Origin of the sequence: Candidatus Avelusimicrobium sp. (assembly GCF_051874775.1) — a bacterium.
Taxonomy (GTDB): domain Bacteria; phylum Elusimicrobiota; class Elusimicrobia; order Elusimicrobiales; family Elusimicrobiaceae; genus Avelusimicrobium.
This window is the reverse complement of sequence record NZ_JBJEGE010000011.1, coordinates 22753-39441: the sequence shown is the minus strand read 5'-3', so window position 1 is coordinate 39441 and position 16689 is coordinate 22753. Positions and strand designations below refer to the sequence as shown.

14 protein-coding genes are annotated in these 16689 nt (G+C 47.4%); 4 read left to right on the top strand and 10 right to left on the bottom strand.

The annotated features are described in order from the left end of the window. The first annotated feature begins 114 nt into the window (after nt 1–114). Nucleotides 115–582, top strand: coding sequence for a PC4/YdbC family ssDNA-binding protein (locus ACI351_RS02370; protein ID WP_439733656.1), 468 nt, complete (start codon nt 115–117; stop codon nt 580–582). 48 nt (nt 583–630) lie between these two features. On the opposite strand, the gene waaF is transcribed toward ACI351_RS02370, so the two are convergent. The 7 genes from waaF to ACI351_RS02335 form a co-directional block, all read right to left on the bottom strand. Continuing rightward, complete coding sequence (gene waaF, locus ACI351_RS02365) at nt 631–2214, bottom strand: lipopolysaccharide heptosyltransferase II (RefSeq protein ID WP_439733655.1); 1584 nt, start codon at nt 2212–2214, stop codon at nt 631–633. Continuing rightward, the gene (locus ACI351_RS02360; RefSeq protein WP_439733654.1) at nt 2195–3475 is read right to left on the bottom strand and encodes a 3-deoxy-D-manno-octulosonic acid transferase; all 1281 of its coding nucleotides are present in this window, start codon (nt 3473–3475) and stop codon (nt 2195–2197) included. Before ACI351_RS02360 ends, waaF begins: the two co-directional genes overlap by 20 nt. Nucleotides 3476–3635: 160 nt before the next feature. Then, nucleotides 3636–5837, bottom strand: coding sequence for an AsmA family protein (locus ACI351_RS02355; protein ID WP_439733653.1), 2202 nt, complete (start codon nt 5835–5837; stop codon nt 3636–3638). 48 nt (nt 5838–5885) lie between these two features. Then, a complete protein-coding gene (locus ACI351_RS02350; RefSeq protein WP_439733652.1) occupies nt 5886–6152 on the bottom strand; it encodes a DUF1232 domain-containing protein in 267 nt (88 codons plus the stop codon). Between the two features lie 52 nt (nt 6153–6204). Next, a complete protein-coding gene (locus ACI351_RS02345; RefSeq protein WP_439733651.1) occupies nt 6205–7986 on the bottom strand; it encodes a Na/Pi cotransporter family protein in 1782 nt (593 codons plus the stop codon). Between the two features lie 160 nt (nt 7987–8146). Beyond that, nucleotides 8147–9337, bottom strand: a complete 1191-nt coding sequence (locus ACI351_RS02340; protein WP_439733650.1) for a hypothetical protein — start codon at nt 9335–9337, stop codon at nt 8147–8149. A gap of 67 nt (nt 9338–9404) precedes the next feature. Continuing rightward, the gene (locus tag ACI351_RS02335; protein WP_439733649.1) at nt 9405–10595 is read right to left on the bottom strand and encodes an NAD(P)/FAD-dependent oxidoreductase; all 1191 of its coding nucleotides are present in this window, start codon (nt 10593–10595) and stop codon (nt 9405–9407) included. Between the two features lie 400 nt (nt 10596–10995). On the opposite strand from ACI351_RS02335, the gene ACI351_RS02330 reads away from it, so the two are divergent. Beyond that, nucleotides 10996–11361: a Fur family transcriptional regulator gene (locus ACI351_RS02330; protein ID WP_439733648.1), complete on the top strand. Its 366-nt coding sequence runs from the start codon at nt 10996–10998 to the stop codon at nt 11359–11361. 40 nt (nt 11362–11401) lie between these two features. Further along, nucleotides 11402–11941, top strand: a complete 540-nt coding sequence (gene rbr / locus ACI351_RS02325; protein ID WP_439733647.1) for a rubrerythrin — start codon at nt 11402–11404, stop codon at nt 11939–11941. A gap of 287 nt (nt 11942–12228) precedes the next feature. Here the strand turns inward: rbr and gap are convergent, their stop codons facing one another. The 3 genes from gap to ACI351_RS02310 form a co-directional block, all read right to left on the bottom strand. After that, nucleotides 12229–13242, bottom strand: coding sequence for a type I glyceraldehyde-3-phosphate dehydrogenase (gene gap / locus ACI351_RS02320; RefSeq protein ID WP_439733646.1), 1014 nt, complete (start codon nt 13240–13242; stop codon nt 12229–12231). 104 nt (nt 13243–13346) lie between these two features. After that, entirely contained in the window at nt 13347–14132 is a 786-nt protein-coding gene (locus tag ACI351_RS02315; protein ID WP_439733645.1) for a hypothetical protein, read from the bottom strand. A 40-nt stretch (nt 14133–14172) separates the two neighbouring features. After that, nucleotides 14173–14673: a YbaK/EbsC family protein gene (locus ACI351_RS02310; RefSeq protein ID WP_439733644.1), complete on the bottom strand. Its 501-nt coding sequence runs from the start codon at nt 14671–14673 to the stop codon at nt 14173–14175. 245 nt (nt 14674–14918) lie between these two features. Here ACI351_RS02310 and ACI351_RS02305 point away from each other — a divergent pair, with 245 nt between their 5' ends. Then, nucleotides 14919–16676, top strand: a complete 1758-nt coding sequence (locus ACI351_RS02305; RefSeq protein ID WP_439733643.1) for a 1-deoxy-D-xylulose-5-phosphate synthase — start codon at nt 14919–14921, stop codon at nt 16674–16676. Nucleotides 16677–16689: the final 13 nt, after the last annotated feature.

The window sequence follows — 16689 nt, the reverse complement described above, 5'->3', positions numbered from 1 at the left end:
AAACTGCTTGATTTTATCCCAGTCAAACACTAAAATATAATTGTCATTTAATCATATCATATTTTAGTCATATAGAACAGGGGGCGGTTTGCGCAGAGCGGACCGGAAAATAAAATGAGCGAAAGCAGCTTTACTTTGCTTCGGGATATTGGTTCTCTTTTATTGGAAAACGGTGAAGAGGTGCGTTTTAGCATTGACGCTTACCGCGGTTACCGTTATGTATCGGTCCGGCGTTATATTCAAACGGATTCTTTTGCTGGCGCCACGCGCGACGGCATTACTCTTACGCCGGAAATTGTGCAGGTGTTGGCGCCGCTGGTGGCTGCCTTGCCGGATGATCCTACACAAATTAAAGACGGTACACTTGGAAAATTTGCCAAGCGGCCCGGAATTTGCGTGGTAGCTTCAGTGGACACGTTCCGCGGCCGCAGAGGGATAGATTTGCGCCAATGGGAAAAGGATACCTTACGGACAAAAAAAGGAATTTGGATTCCGCTGGAAAAAATTAAAGAGATAAAATCACTCTTTTCTGCTACGAAAGACGCCCTAAATGAGGCACCGCCGGAGTTGGACGAATTTTAATGCTTTGCGTTTATCAACATTTATTTATCCCGCCGCTTGGCGGGATTTTTATTGCACCTTCATCGATGGTGGATTATCTTCTTTCCCGTCTTTTTTATCTTCAATAACGTGGTTTTCGAGCAGCATTTCTTTGGCGTTTCTGAATACCTCGTCCGCGTGAATATCTTTCATACATTTAAAGTGGCCTAAGGGGCATTTCTTCCCCCCGTGCAACGCGCACGGACGGCAGTCAAGATCTTTCACCTCCACGACCCTGTGCCCTTCTCCGTAGGGAAAAAAGCCCAATTCGCGCGTGGTAGGACCGAAGATGGCCAGTGTCGGCACATCAAACGCAGTGGCGATGTGCATCGGCCCGGAATCGTTGGTAATGAAGAGTTTAAAATGCTGCATAAAGGCCATTAAATCGGCCAGACTCGTTTTCCCGCATAGGTTGGCGGCGTGGCCTTGGGATAACTGGCAGATTTTTTCTCCTATATCCGCGTCCTTTTTGCCTCCCCCTACCAAAACAGCCTGTACGCCGAGTTCTGTTTGCAGACGGCTGATGAGCTGGACAAAATATTCCATCGGCCAGCATTTGGTGGGCCACGCGCTTGCGGCGTGGATGCCGACGAGAATTTTGCCTTCCAAATTAAAATCTTTCATCAGGCGCGCCACATTTTCTTCCGCCGTAGTCGTATAGCGCATATTCAATTTTTCGGCTGTAAATTTTTCTTTGACAATCCCTTGTAATAAGGAAAGATTTCGCTCCGCATCGTGAATCATCCACGAGAAGGGTACCGTTTTGGTATATAAAAACCACCCCTCACTGGAGGTAAACCCAATCCGTACCGGCACGCGCGAAAGCCACGCAATCAGCGCGCTTCTGAAACTACGGTGCGGCACGAGCAAAATATCCACACCTGCTTTACGGATGGCTTTAGCGGTTTTCCAAACGCCGAAGATTTTGTTCCAACCCGTTTTTTCGTTTAAAATAATTTCGGAAACTTCTTTCATCGGACGAAAAATATCTTCCGTCTGCGGGCGGGTAATGACGAGGATTTTTGCATCCGGAAACAGTTTAGCCGTTTTACGCACAAGCGGCGTAGTCAGCACGCTGTCGCCGATAAAAGAAGTTTGAAAAATGCCTATTTTATTTACTTTCTTTCCGCTTTCTTCCACGTTTCTATAGGCCCAGTCACCCAGTTTCGGCGTTTTATATTCTATCGGAATGTTCCACTCTTTTAACGCCTCAAGATATTTTTCAAGCGTATGTTTTTCAAGTACGGGAGAGGTTTTGCGAAAACGCACGTACAAGCGGCGTGCGACGGAGTTTTTGTCATAACGAACACGGTTAGGAATACGGCTGAAAAAACCGATCAGTATACTTTTTAGCGTGGCGTGCAAGTCCAAGAAATGCGTGAAATGCCCTGCGCGGATTTGGCGAATATTGCCCCATAATCCTTTTTTTGCCACCATAATTTCATCAATGTCCGGATGTCCGGCCAGTACATCGGCAAATTGCGGCTTGACGAGCAGCGTAATGTGCGCCTTGGGCCACGCAGCTTTGATGTTTTTATAGACGGGAGAGGATAATACGATATCGCCCAGTGAGGATAAGCGTACAACTAAAATTTTAGGCTGTTTTTCGTTCATAAGTTTTCACCACTTCCATAATTTTGTCGGTAGCTCCTTTAAAGCTTAATGCGGTTTTACGCGCATTTTGGGACATATTTTCCAACTGGGCCGGATCGGCCGTAAGACGCAGAACCGTCTCTTTAAAATTATTTTCGTTTACGAGTACGCCGCCGGCGGACTCTAATAATGCCTGTGCGGTAAGCGGCGCATTGTAAAAATGTTTACCGAATAAAACGGCTTTACTGAGAATGGCGGGTTCCAACAGGTTATGCGCTCCCCGAGGGGCGACGGAACCGCCCACAAACGTCAGCGTGGCGCGCGCATAGAGCGACTGTAAAAGGCCCATTACATCGGCGCAGAGAATATCGGTACTTTTGTCAAAATTTTCTTCACTGACAAACGCATAATGCAGGCCGCTTTGGCGCAGGGTGTCTGCAATTTCGGCGCGCCGTTCCAGATGGCGCGGCGCAAAAATGATTTTAATTCCTTTTTTGATTAATTCCGGCGCGGCGCGCAGTAGCATTGTTTCTTCTGCGGGGTGCGTGCTGCCCATTACCAAAATCGGTTTTCCGTTCCACCCCATTGCCGTAAGCAGATGGTCAACTTCGGCGAGTTTAGCGGGCTTGTCGCTCAGCGTATCGTACTTGACGTTGCCGCAGATGTACAGATTTTCTTTTTTAATTCCTAATCTTTCGTACCGTTCCGCCGCCGCTTGTGTATGGAGCGCGGCAAAACGTAAAGCCCCGAGCACACGCTTAAAAAGCGGTTTGACTAACTCATATGCGCGCGCGGACTTAGCGGAAATCCGGCCGTTAATCAGTGCGACGGGTACGCCGGCTTGGCGGGCGGCTTCCAGCATATTGGGCCAAACTTCGCGTTCCACCACAAACAGGCGGTAAGGCTTGGCGATACGCAGAAAGCGTTTGCACGAAGGATAAAAATCAAGCGGAGCCAAGAAGGCGCGGGTAATTTGCGGGTTTTTTAAGGCGGTTTCTTTACCGGCTTGGGTAGAGGTAGTGACGATGATCTCCTTGCCGTAAAATTCTTTTAACCGGAAAATAATCTCTTTCATAGACATTACTTCCCCCACACTTGCACAATGCAGCCAAACGGCGTTTTGAGGAATTTCCCCCTCTTTTTCCAACCCGAATCGCTCGCGCAGTTCTTGGGAAAGATGTTTGAGTAATCCGCGTCGGCCCGAAAACAAAAAGCCCAACAGTATGCCCAAGGCGGCCAAAGGAAAAAACAAATTGGTAAGAATAAGTAAAATAAGTCCCATATATTCATTATATGATATTTGGCGTACGGAGGGCGGCAATTTCGGGCCTCCGTACTGCGTGCCTTTGTACCTTCTTTTTTATCCCCCTTCTCCGCGGCAGGATATAAGAAAATCCCCCGGTGCATTCGCATCCGGAGGATTTTAGGCAAGAGAAAAACTCTTATTTATCGGTAGAATCGTCCTTCTTTTTAAATAAGCTGCCAATTCCTTTTAACGTATCTTTGGCGGCGTTTACAGTCCCTTTTACCGCATCCACGCCCGCATCGGTCACTTTGCCGGTGGTTTTAACAGCTCCGGCAGCGACAGATCCCGCCGTTTGTGTAGTACCGGATACTACTTTTGCCGGCGTTTTGTAGTTGAGGATTCCTCCCAGCATGGAACCTACCGTATTAAGCACGTCCAGTTTTCCGCTGGGATTATCCATCGTTCCGCCAATTTTGATGATGATGGGGGTTTGGCTCGTCAGCACAGTCGCGGAAACTTTCATATCCAGTTTATTGGTATGGAAATTGATGTTTCCGTTACCGTTAATGTTGGTCAGTTTGGATTCAAGCACTGTTTTATCCAAGTTCATCACGCCGTTTGTAAACGTGTACAATCCCTCGGCTTTAGAATAGGCAATTTCACCTTGTTTTGCACTGTTTTCGGCAGGGAAGAGGTCAATGTTTAACACGCCGGCCACTTTGCGAATAATCGTAATGGGCAGCAACAGAATTTTGACGATTTTGTTTTCTTTTACGACAGAATCAATATCCGTTACCGCGCCGGATTGCAGCACGAACGAAACAGAACCGTTTGTTTGGGTCATAGAAGGCGTGACGCTGGTGAGAGCCGCATTGGCGTTAAACTCGTCCGCACGGAAATACGGCACACGGATTTCGCCTACTTTTACGTTGGCTTTTATGTTCATCTTTATTTCAGATTCGGCCGCCGCGGGTTGCTGATCTGCCGGTATATCCGTTTGTGTTGTTGTTTCCTCTGGTGAAGCAGACTTAGGGAAAGAAGCAAGAATCAGTTTGTCCAAATCGAGTTTGAATACGATATTCATTACGTCTTTGATGTTCTTATACGAAAAAGACGTTGTGAATTTTTCCCCGTTTAAACGGCCCGTCAGTGTATCACAGGAGATCTCGTTAACAGAGACAATTTTAATTACGCCGTTCGTTTCCGACAGCGTAACGGGTTCGTACAAGGCGCTTAAATCGGAAAATGTTACCGTACCGCTTACGTCTTGTCCGTTCAGCTTGTCGGTGGCTTTGAATGTGCCGGAAATTACACCTGCGGGATTAAAGCCGTTTACGACGTCGGTCATTTGAACAAGCTGTTTTAAGTCTGCTTTCAAATTTGCGTTTACGTTATACGTTGGCGCGGCAGCCCCCCAGCCGACGGAGCCTTTGGCGGTAAGGCTGCTGTCTTGCACGCTTAAGGCAATGTTCTGGAGAACAGCGGAAGAGGTGTCCAAATTGGCCGAGGCCTGCACGCTCATATTAATAACGGGCAGAGAAAAAATCGGCAAATCGGGTAAAAAATCCGCAAAAATAGTATTGTTTATACCACTGAGCGTGCCGGACAAATCAGCCACTGGAGCGGTAAAATCTTTCATTCCGCCCTTTAATTGGAACTTGACAGTTTTGTAAGAGGCGTCCAGATTGTTAAGCGTTACATAAGCGTTTTTAAGTTCCAAATTCGCCAGAAATACGCGCAGGGCAATATGTACGGGAATGGAAACGGCGGGGCCGTTTTTCTGTTGAAATTCCGTAGTAAACGTGATTTTGGCGTCAAAGGGATTATCCAAATCAAAGCCGTTGATTTCCACATTTAAATGTTCCAGGCCTGCGGTCATACCGGTTTGTAAATCTTTATAGGAGAAATTACAGTCGGTTACGGCGATTTTTTCTGCCGTCAGCACGAACGCGGACGCTTCGGCCGCTTCCGGTTGGGTATTTTGCGGCGCGGTTTTTCCTTCTTCAGCGGAAATCAGACTGTCAAAATTAAACGAACCATCTTTTTGTTTGATGACGTTAACGTCTAATCCGTCCACGATAACGGCAGAAATTTCCACCCGCTTTTTTAAGAGCGGCATCAGCGCCACTTTGACGGATAGTTTATCTGCTTTAACAAACGTGCCGGCTTGGAACGAGTCGGCTTCGGACAGGGCAAAATGATCCAGCGTTACACCGATAATGTTGAAGGAAACTCCGTCAAACATAATCTCTCGGTGCAGCGTGTTTTTTGCATAATCAAGTATCATTGACTTGATTTTTTCTGGCGGAAACATAATCCGCAGTGTCACCAATGCGGCCCCCCCCAATACCGCCAATACGATGACGGTTTTTAACAGTAGTTTAAATAATTTTTTCATATTCTTACTTTATAACGGCAGGATAATTTTGTCCATCCCGCAAAAAGGTTATTTTTTCTCGTTGTTGTTTGTGTGAATGACTTCTGCCTCAATAATTTCTTCTGGCGCGGCGGGTTGTCCTCGGAAACGTTGGATATCATTATGTACAAGAGACAGTACAAATAGGATAAATGCTCCGTCATCGGCTATGCCCAACAGCGGCAATACGTCTGGAAGGAGGTCAATCGGACTAATGACGTAAACCAAGCATAAAATAACCCAAAACAGTGTACTCCACGGTATTTTAAATTTCCCGCGCAAAACATTCCACATCATAGGAAAAAAATATGCGAAGTCTGTTAGCAAGTCAATCGGGTTAAATTTCACCTTACGCTCCTTGAGGGGCCGTTTGGGGCTCTTCCGTTTCTTTTAACACATCTTCGGCGCGCAGGCCCAGCAGATTTTCATTGACACGCATTGCGTAATCGCCGATTCTTTCAAAATTGTTCAAAATGTCGGCGTATGCGGTAATAGAATCCGGTGTGGCTTGGGACTCTCCGGCCAAAATGCGTTCACGGCGCGCGCGCAAAAATTGCTTTCTCATCGTGTTTAATTTTTCTTCATCTTTAATTGCGTCCACAAATGTGCAGCGCGCAGCCGTTTGCCACTGTTTGGTGGGCTGTTGGAAATCCACCAGCACGCGGCGGGTGCGTTTTGTAATGTCTTTGGTTAATTTGGCGATTTCTTCCAAATCGTCCACATCCTGCCCCATGAAGGGTTGTTTTGTGTGGAATTTTTCCAAAATGCGCGCAATCTTTTCACCACAGTCGCCCATACGCTCAATGCTGTTTAGCACGTCAAAAAGCGAAAATGCCTGCGCCACCGCGTGACGCGAAAGGTTGCCGTGCGTAAGCGTAGTTAAATAAAGATTGATTTTATGTTCCAGAACATCGGTAGTATGTTCGGCCGATTTGACGTCCTCAATTAGGCGCTCAAACATTTTATCGTCGTCTACTTTTACGGCGTGGATTAATTTATCCGTCATTTTTGTAACAAAACTCATCATACGTTCCACTTCTTTGCGCACCGCAATGAGCGCCAGTTCCGGCGTTTGTGTAAAGCGGGTGGAAAGGAAGATGAGTTCGTGTTCTTTTTTGTCTTCACGTTTTGTTTTTGGAATGAATACAAGCGTCAATTTGGCCAACTGCTTTAAGAACGGCAGCATCAGTACGGTATTGATGAGGTTAAAAACCGTGTGAAAGGCGGAAATATGATAGGGCAGAACTGCCGTCAGTACGGCGGTTTCTTTCGTGTATGGAGAGCCGGGTACCAGCCAGTCAATCAAGTGAACAAAATGGTGAAAAATACACGTTACCCAAAATACGCCGATGAAGTTAAACAGAAAATGACCCAATGCCGCTCGGCGGGCATCTTTGCTGGCTCCGATAGCGGCTAGATTGGCCGTAACGGTAGTGCCGATATTTTCCCCCAACACAAGTGCGCAGGCCGTAGGGAAATCAATAATTCCGGCAGCGGCGCAGGTAAGTGTCATCGCCATTACCGCGCTGGAGGACTGTAAAATAACCGTCAGCACCGTACCGCTGAAAATCAGCGCAATCAGGTTGAGCAAATTGTCAGGGCGGAATTTTGAAATCCACGCCACCACCTGCGGGTTTTGTGCAAAATCCGCAGGAATGGCGTTTTTCATAATATCAAGCCCTAAAAATAAGAGACCGAAACCCACCATCGTTTCGCCGATGCGGCGCAACAAAATAAAGCGCGGAATGAATTGTACGAAGAAACCGACAGCAATAACAGGCAGTGCAAAGAGCGAAATTTGAACGCTGAACCCAAACAAGCTGACCACCCACGCCGTAAGGGTAGTACCGATATTGGCGCCAAAAATAACGCCCAGTGCCTGATAGAGCGTCAAGAGTCCGGCGCTTGTAAACCCCACGACCATCACAGTAGTAGCGCTGGACGATTGTATAATGCCCGTTACGAGCGCGCCGCAAAATGTGGCGGCAAAACGGTTTGCAGTAGCGACACTTAAAAGCTGGCGCAGTTTTTCGCCGGAGGCTTTTTGTAAGCCGTCGCTCATCAATTTCATACCGAATAAAAATATGGCCAAACCTCCGAATAAATTGAGGGTGGTCAACAGGGTAGACATACGGGGGTGTTCTCCTTTTCAAGTATATGAGTCAAAAAAGGGAGAATCCGTTTGGCGGAATCTCCCGAATAATTAGACAAAAACAAATTAACTTCCGCGCCGGATATTTGTGCGGCGCAAGGTTGAATTGGAATTATGGAATAATAGCGTGCGGACAGTGTCATTTTGACATTTTGACCGACGGCGCGTCATCTTCTCCTTTTTTGATTTTATCCTGCGTGTGCTTCTGCTGCCAACGGGCACGCTCTTCTTCTATTTGGCGGGCCATATCGTCATCAAACAAAATAGTGGGCATACGGTCTTCTTCTTCCGTATATCGCACCAAATCTTCGGGTTTCGGTTTATATACTTGCTGCAGATGCTGTTCGGTTACGCTGTCATCCGGTGGGGCGCTGACAGAAGATTGTGTTATGCTTACACGGACGACATCCCCCTGCTGCACCAAATTACCTACACTTGGGGGCAGAATGTTGTTGTCCGAACCGAATACTTGCTTTGGCCGGTTGGTAATGTTTAATTCGGCTTGCGGGGTAAAAGAATCCCGATTTTGTCCATAGTCTTGGTTTAAAAATACGAGTGTTAAAAAAGCAGGACACAAAAGCAACACAAATAAGTAGCCTACTGCCAATGCAATCAAAACCGCCCACCATACGGGCGACAGCGCGGCCAGATTAAAACTGTCGGCAAAGTAAAGCGGAATCATTGTATATGCGCCGTACCCAACCGTGACAAGATACACGGGGGACAGAAAAAAGGAAATCAGAAGGGCGGCCAACGCGGTAAAGATGTCTTTTCCGCTTGTCATTTGGAAGCTGTATAAAATAGCCGCTATGGGCCCTTGATTACGCAGCGCGATGGAAACAGGGGCATAGAGGAGACGGGCTGTTACATACAGCAGAATCGCGAGTGTGGCAATCAAGGTAAGCACGGCAAATATACTTTCGGAGAACGGAACGGAGGTAAAGTGGACCAATGCAAAAAGTTTGTCTTTGAATGAAAAGAAAATCATCCAAGAGTATATAAACCAAACGGCCGCGTACAAAATGCTGAGGATTAATTGATAAAAAGAGGGAAATAGCGCGGCGGACAAGGAAGTGAAAAAGGATTCGCCCGTTTGTTCCGCCTTTGCAGCGAAAATGCGAAAGAGTCCGACGGTAATATAAGCGGAAAAAAAGAGGTTAGAGAGTTTAAGCATAAACAGCGGCACGCCCATCCAAAGCAGCGCAAATTTTGCCGTTGTAAAAAGCAAAAAGATAAGGATATATCCCGCGATTGCACCGCTGCAGCGGACAACCAGCGCAAAGGCCTCTCCTAAAAGGCGAAGCAAACTATATCGTTTCCTAATTTCCATACTCCTCCCCAAAAGCAATTATATTGTACTGATATTATAGCAAAACGCGCACGTGTGCAACAGTATTTTAAAAGCGCTTTTCCAATGCTTTGGCCGCCGCGAAACCGCTGCTCCACGCCCATTGGAGATTAAATCCGCCCAATCGGCCCGTTACATCTAACAGTTCTCCAATGATAAACAACCCTTCAATCTGACGGCATTCAAACGTGGTAGGATTAATTTGGCGTGTTTCCACGCCTCCGGCCGTTACTTCGGCTTTTGTCAGTCCGGCTGTACCCGACGGAATAAATGCAAAACGGTTTACCGCCAGGGAGGAGGCTTCTAACTGCGCGCGGGAAGCGTTGGCTAAATCGCGTTCCAGTTCGCCCAAAACGGCTTTGGCAATTTTTGGCGGAAGGCCTTCTTTGACGAGTGCGCCGCAAAATGTTTTGCCCGTATGTTTATAAGCGGCAAAAATCTCGGACGCTTTTTTAGCGGGCAGGAAATCAATAAGTACGGTTTCGCCGGCAGTCCAGAAAAGAGAGGCCTGCAATACCGCCGGCCCGCTTATTCCGTCGTGCGTAAAGAGGACGGGCCCCTCAAAACTTTTTTTACCGCAACAAACGCGCGCCGGCAGGCTGTTACCGGCCAACGGTTGAAACCGTGCGCGGAGCTCTTTGGGAAGCGTAAGCCCGACGAGTGCGGGCCGCTCTTCAATTTCGGACAAACCAAACTGCCGTGCGATTTTTAAGCCAAATCCGTTCCCCCCCAGCGCGGGATAGGAAAGCCCGCCGCTTGCCAGTACGAGGTATTGCGCCCGCACCGGACCGGAGGAGCTGTCTATTACAAAAAGGCCGTTTTCTTTTTTTACACCGAGCGCGCGCACGCCAAGCGCGATGTGCGAGTTATTTCGTTGGGCGCGTTGGACCAAAAAGCGTACGACGTCGCGGGCGTTTTTGGCAAAGAGCTGTCCGTTTTGGCGTTCTTCCCACGGAAGATGTTCTTGCTCTAAAAGTGAGATAAAATCGGCGGATTTAAAAGCGGCCAACGCGTTTTTGCAGAAATGTTTGTTTTGGCTGAGGTAATCTGCGGAGGAGACGAATTTATTGGAAAAATTACACTTTCCCCCTCCGGAAACACTTACTTTTAAAGCGGGTTTTGCTTTTGCTTCCAGCAGAATTTTGCGCGCATTGAAACTGCCCGCACAAAACAATCCGCTGGCGCCCGCACCGATAATGGCCGTATGAAAAATGGTATTTTTGAATTCGTTTGCTTCCATATATAAAGGATATCAAATTATTTATAGATTAGCGTTAGAGGCTGAAACGGGATCACGTGGTTATTGGCAATTCTCTGCAGGAAGACAGTGACTATGCGTTTATTTATCACGGAGATTAAGGGGTTATTCTTCTGCAGGGAAAACGCTGTGTAAAAGTTTCGACGGTGAAAAACTACCGGACGCTGGGCACGAAAGTTATAAAGTTAACTAACCAAAGCACTGCGCACAGCGGGTCCTTTTCTAATACAAAAAAGGAAATGGATTTTAAATTGAAATTTGCTATACTTTATTAAGAATTATTATTAATAATATGCAAAACTCGTCTTTTCTCATTTCTGCACAAGAACTAAAAGCGCGGCTGGAGTTATTTGAAAACCAGTGTCGGGCGCGGGGGCTCCGTGTGACTAACCAACGTCGTGAAATTTTTTGCGCCGTAGCCGCTTCGTGCGAACACCCCAGTGCAGAAACTATTTTTTTACAAGTACGTCAGACGCTGCCCAAGGTATCGCTTGATACCGTCTACCGTACGCTGTATTCGTTGGAACAGATGGATTTGTTAAACCGCGTGGGGGCTGCTTCTAGAGAACGTTTTGACGGAAATATGTTGCCGCACGCGCATTTTGTATGCACGGAATGCGGGGCTGTTTATGATATTTTCCCCTCGCAATATGCCGTACCCGCCGCGCCCCAAGAAGCGCGTGCGTTTGGGGCGGTCTGCCGCGTAAACGTGCAGTTTAAAGGAATTTGCAAACAGTGCCGGAAGTAATGCACCGGAAGAATTGCAGTCGTAAAAGGAGATAATACAAATGGAACTTAAAGGCTCTAAAACTGAAAAAAACCTGATGGCCGCCTTTGCCGGCGAATCTCAGGCCCGCAACAAATATACTTACTACGCTTCCAAAGCGAAAAAAGAAGGGTTTGTTCAGATTGCGAAAATCTTTGAAGAAACCGCCAACAACGAAAAAGAACACGCCAAACTCTGGTTCAAAGCGTTGCATTGCAACGATATTCCCGCTACGGCCGAAAACTTGCTTGACGCCGCCAACGGTGAAAACTATGAGTGGACCGATATGTACGCCACGTTTGCCAAAGAAGCCAAAGAAGAAGGTTTCACCAAACTGGCCTATCTGTTTGAAGCCGTAGGCAAGATTGAAAAAATGCACGAAGAACGCTACCGCAAGCTGTTGCACAATGTGGAAGCGAAAGAAGTATTCCAAAAAGCTGGTATTGTGATGTGGGAATGTGCCAACTGCGGACATATCCACATTGGTGAAAAAGCACCGGAAGTGTGCCCTGTCTGCGCGCATCCGCAAGCTTACTTTATGGTTCATCCGGAAAATTTCTAATTTCCGCTTGAATGTAACGTTTAATGCCCCGCTGTAAAAGGCGGGGTATTTTTATGAATAGCTTACAGAAATACTCCGTGTGTAAGCACGGAGTGTTTTATATGAGACAGAATTTAACGCGGGGAGCAGATTCTAAAAAGAGGTTATTTTCGAGTATTTTTCCCCGCCTCATCGTTGTTACGGGAAAAAAGGAAGATCCTCCGCATAAAAACGCTACGGGATAATATGTCACTTTAAACATAAAAAAGCCGTCCCTTTCGGAACGGCTTTTTAAGTTTACCAGAAACTTATTTGTTTACGGAAGCCATATAGGCCACGAGATCGAGCACTTTGTTGGAGTAGCCGATTTCGTTGTCGTACCAAGAGACGACTTTCACGAAGGTGTCCGTCAAAGCGATACCGGCTTTGGCGTCAAAGATAGACGTGCGGGGATCGCCCAAAAAGTCGGAAGATACGACGGCTTCGTCGGTGTAACCCAAAATGCCTTTGAGTTCGCCGTTGGCGGCTTCTTTCATCGCGGCGCAGATTTCTTCGTATTTGGCCGGTTTTTCGAGGTTGACGGTAAGGTCGACGACGGAAACGTCCAAGGTCGGAACGCGCATAGACATACCGGTCAGTTTACCGTTCAAAGCGGGGATTACTTTACCCACGGCTTTGGCGGCGCCGGTAGAAGAAGGAATGATGTTGCCGGAAGCGGCGCGGCCGCCTCTCCAGTCTTTCATAGACACGCCGTCAACCGTTTTCTGCGTGGCGGTGGTGGAGTGTACGGTGGTCATCAAACCGTCTTTGATACCCCATTTGTCGTTCAACACTTTGGCGATGGGGGCCAAGCAGTTCGTGGTGCAGGAAGCATTGGAAACGAACTTGGTGCCGGGTTTGTAGGTTTTTTCGTTCACACCGACGACGAACATCGGGGTGGCGTCTTTAGAAGGAGCGGACATTACCACATATTTCGCCCCCGCTTTGATGTGGGCGGAAGCTTTTTCTTCGGTAAGGAAGAGACCGGTAGATTCCACTACATATTCGGCGCCGACTTTGTCCCAAGCCAAGTTGGCCGGATCTTTTTCGGCGGTTACGCGGATGGCTTTGCCGTTGACAATAAGTTTGCTGTTTTCAACGTCCGCTTCGATGGTGCCGTTGAATTTGCCGTGCATCGTATCGTATTTGAGCATATAAGCCAAATAGTCAACCGGAGTCAAGTCGTTAATACCGACGATTTCAATATCATTGCGTTCTTGTGCCGCGCGGAACACGAAACGACCGATGCGGCCAAAACCGTTAATACCTACTTTAATAGTCATAGTTGTACATCCTCCATAGATTTTTTACTGCCAAAGGATTTTTACTTCCAAATATATTTTACAATTTTTCTGCGTGGATGTTTCTATTTTTTCTGTTGGCGTGTTTATTCCCAGCGCAGATTGAAAGTTTTGCACCACAGTTCGGCTTCCAAATAAGTGCCTTCAATAACCGACTGAGGTACCCGTAGAATAAGGCCGCCGCTTTCTTCTGCTACTGAATTTATCTGTTCAAAAAAATCCTCAATTACCGCTTTTATGCCCGAGCGGTAATAAGTTTGAAGCTGATGTTCTCTGTTATGAAAGATATAGTTGAATTGCGGATCTCCGTGCAAACGGTGAAAAATGGCGGGCGCATTGTTTTGCATTTCCGACAAATTGACGTTAAACTCTTCGCCGCGGGTGCGGGCTTGTTCTTTCATTCTCCAAAAGATTTCCTCCAACGTTGTTTTGTTCACAATATGGTGTGCGCCGTTATAGGTGCGGGTCAAGTTGATTTTTTGCCACGTTTCTTGATAGGCTTTTTCAACATTGTTAGGTGATTTAAGAGAAAGTTTTGTCATCGTGCGCAAATAGTTATACCCACCGTAGATATTTTCCGGCTGGTTTAAACGGGGAATGGCAAACTGCGCTTCTATTTTCGCTTTGGAAATGATGGTGTTTAGCTGGATAGATAATTTTTCGGGGGAAGAGAGGGTGCACGGCATTCTTGCGATACATACTCGTGTCGCTAAAGGCAGTTGGGCGGAAGACACCGAAACCGTACGGGAAATAACAATGGGTTTGAAAGAGGTGGCCAGTTTAGTCGCCTTGCGGACGACGGAAAACGCACTCTGTGCAAATACAGGGGCGGAGAATACAATACAAGTCAGCACGCAGGGTAACAGTTTCATCAAGGCCTCCTCCAACAGGCGGCTATACCCTAATATAGTATTATTTGGTCGTGTTGTCCAACGGAATTTGGTCCCAACCTTTGCATAGGTCCACCCATGCTTGCGGACGGGAGGAGATTTCCAGTTCGGCAGGTGTCAATTTAACGGCCGTATTGCGCGAGCCTCCGGCGGGATAGATGATGTCAAAACGTTTGAGAGAAACGTCCAAATATACGTTTACCCCCTCTTTGGGCGCAAACGGACAGACGCCGCCGGCTACAAAACCCGTCATTTCTTCCACTTGTTCGGGTTTTATCATTTTGGCTTTTTGGCCGAAGAAGGCTTTGAATTTGGCATTGTCCACTTTGGCGTCTCCTGCCGCCACGATGAGCACGGCTTTGCCGTCTATGTCAAATGACAGCGTTTTGGCGATAAGTTCAGGCTTACAGCCTAACGCACAGGCGGCCAGTTCCACGGTGGCACTGGATTGATTTAAGGTTTGCAAGCGGTCCTGCAAACCGAAGGAAGATAAATGGGCCACTACTTTTTCTACAGTGTTCATAAGTATATTTTATCATTTTCAAGAGAAGCATTTATCTTATACCTTAACCCTTCATAAACGGTGTTTTATCTTTATTTATGAGATCGCGGACGAATCGGGGGCCCAGCCTCTAGGCCTTGACTTGGAGTTAAGTCCAGCGTTTATAATATTATTTATACGGGGGATCATTCCATGTGGTCCACAGGTACGGCCGTATGGCTGTTAGCCGTAACGAACGAAGAATATAAATAGGAGTTTTAATAAATATGGTTTTAGAAAAAATCAATTCGCCTTTGGACGTAAAAAATTTATCTTTGCAGGAAATGGACGTATTGGCGCAGGAAATGCGCAATGCGATTATCCAAAAAGTAAATACGGTAGGCGGCCACTTCGGCCCCAATTTAGGCATAGTGGAGGCAACGATTGCCTTCCATTACGTATTTAATTCGCCGGAAGATAAAATTGTGTTTGATGTATCGCATCAATGTTATCCGCACAAAATGCTCACAGGCCGAAAAGAAGGGTTTACCGATCCCGCCCAATACAACAAATACACGGGCTACACCGCGCCGGAAGAAAGCGTACACGACTGCTTTAAAGTGGGGCATACGTCCACGTCGGTCAGCTTGGCTGTCGGTCTTGCCAAAGCGCGCGATTTAAAGGGTGAAAAAGGCAACGTCCTTGCGCTCATCGGCGACGGATCTTTAAGCGGCGGCGAAGCGTACGAAGGATTAAATAACGCGGCCGTACTGGACAGCAACATCATTATTTTAGTAAACGATAATGAAATGTCCATTGCTGAAAACCAAGGCGGGCTGTACGAAAACCTGCGTTTATTGCGTGAAACGAAAGGACAGGCAGCGCTTAACTTTTTCAAATCTTTGGGCTTTGATTACCTTTACGTGGATGAGGGAAATAATACGGCTAAACTGATTGAAGCGTTTCAGAAAGTAAAAGATTCCCCCCGCCCGATGGTAGTACACCTTCATACGCTGAAAGGAAAAGGATTTGAAGCCTCAGAAAAGAACAAAGAAATGTTCCATTGGATTTTACCCGGAACACTGGACCGCCTTGGTCAACCCGCCGCGCCCGCGCCGGAAACATATCACTCCATTACCACGGATTTTATTTTAAAGAAAGCGGAGCAGGATAAAACCGTTACGGCCATTACTCCTGCGACCCCGGGAGCCTACGGGTTTACCCAAGAATTCCGGCAAAAACTCGGCAAGCAGTATGTGGACGTAGGTATTGCCGAAGAACACGCCGTCGCCTACGCTTCCGCAATGGCGAAAGCGGGTGCACGCCCTGTACTGGCCGTGATGAGTTCGTTTATCCAGCGCACGTATGACCAACTGTCACAGGATTTGTGTCTGAACAAATCTCCCGTTACCCTGCTTATTTATGCGGGCGGTTTATCCGGCGCCGACGCGACGCATTTGGGATCTTTTGATATGACGGTGCTGGGAAACATTCCCAATTTAACGTATTTGGCTCCGGCCAATAAAGAAGAATATTTGGCTATGCTTGAATACGCAACAACGCAGAACTCCGGCCCCGTGGCGATCCGCGTGCCGTCCGGCCCCGTGATCAGCACGGGCGTAAAGGACGAAACGGACTATGCCAAACACAACCGCTTTCACGTGGAGCATCAAGGCAAAGACGTCGCTCTGCTGGGCTTGGGAGGATTTTTGGGGCTTGCACAGCAGGCGTCAGCGGAACTTAATAAAACGCTTGGCGTGGACGCGACCATTATCAACCCGCGTTTTATTACGGGCCTTGATGAAGAACTGCTTAACGCGTTAAAAACCGACCACCGTGTGGTGATTACGTTAGAGGACGGGCAGCTCGACGGCGGATTTGGCGAAAAAGTAGCGCGCTATTACGGAAACAGCGATATGAAAGTACTCTGCCGCGGAGGCAAAAAAGAATTTACCGACCGTATGCCGTTGGAAGAAATCTTTACGCGCTGCCGCTTAACGCCCGCCCAAATCGCCGCGGACGTCAAGGCAGTTTTGGAGCAATAATTCCTGCACTTAG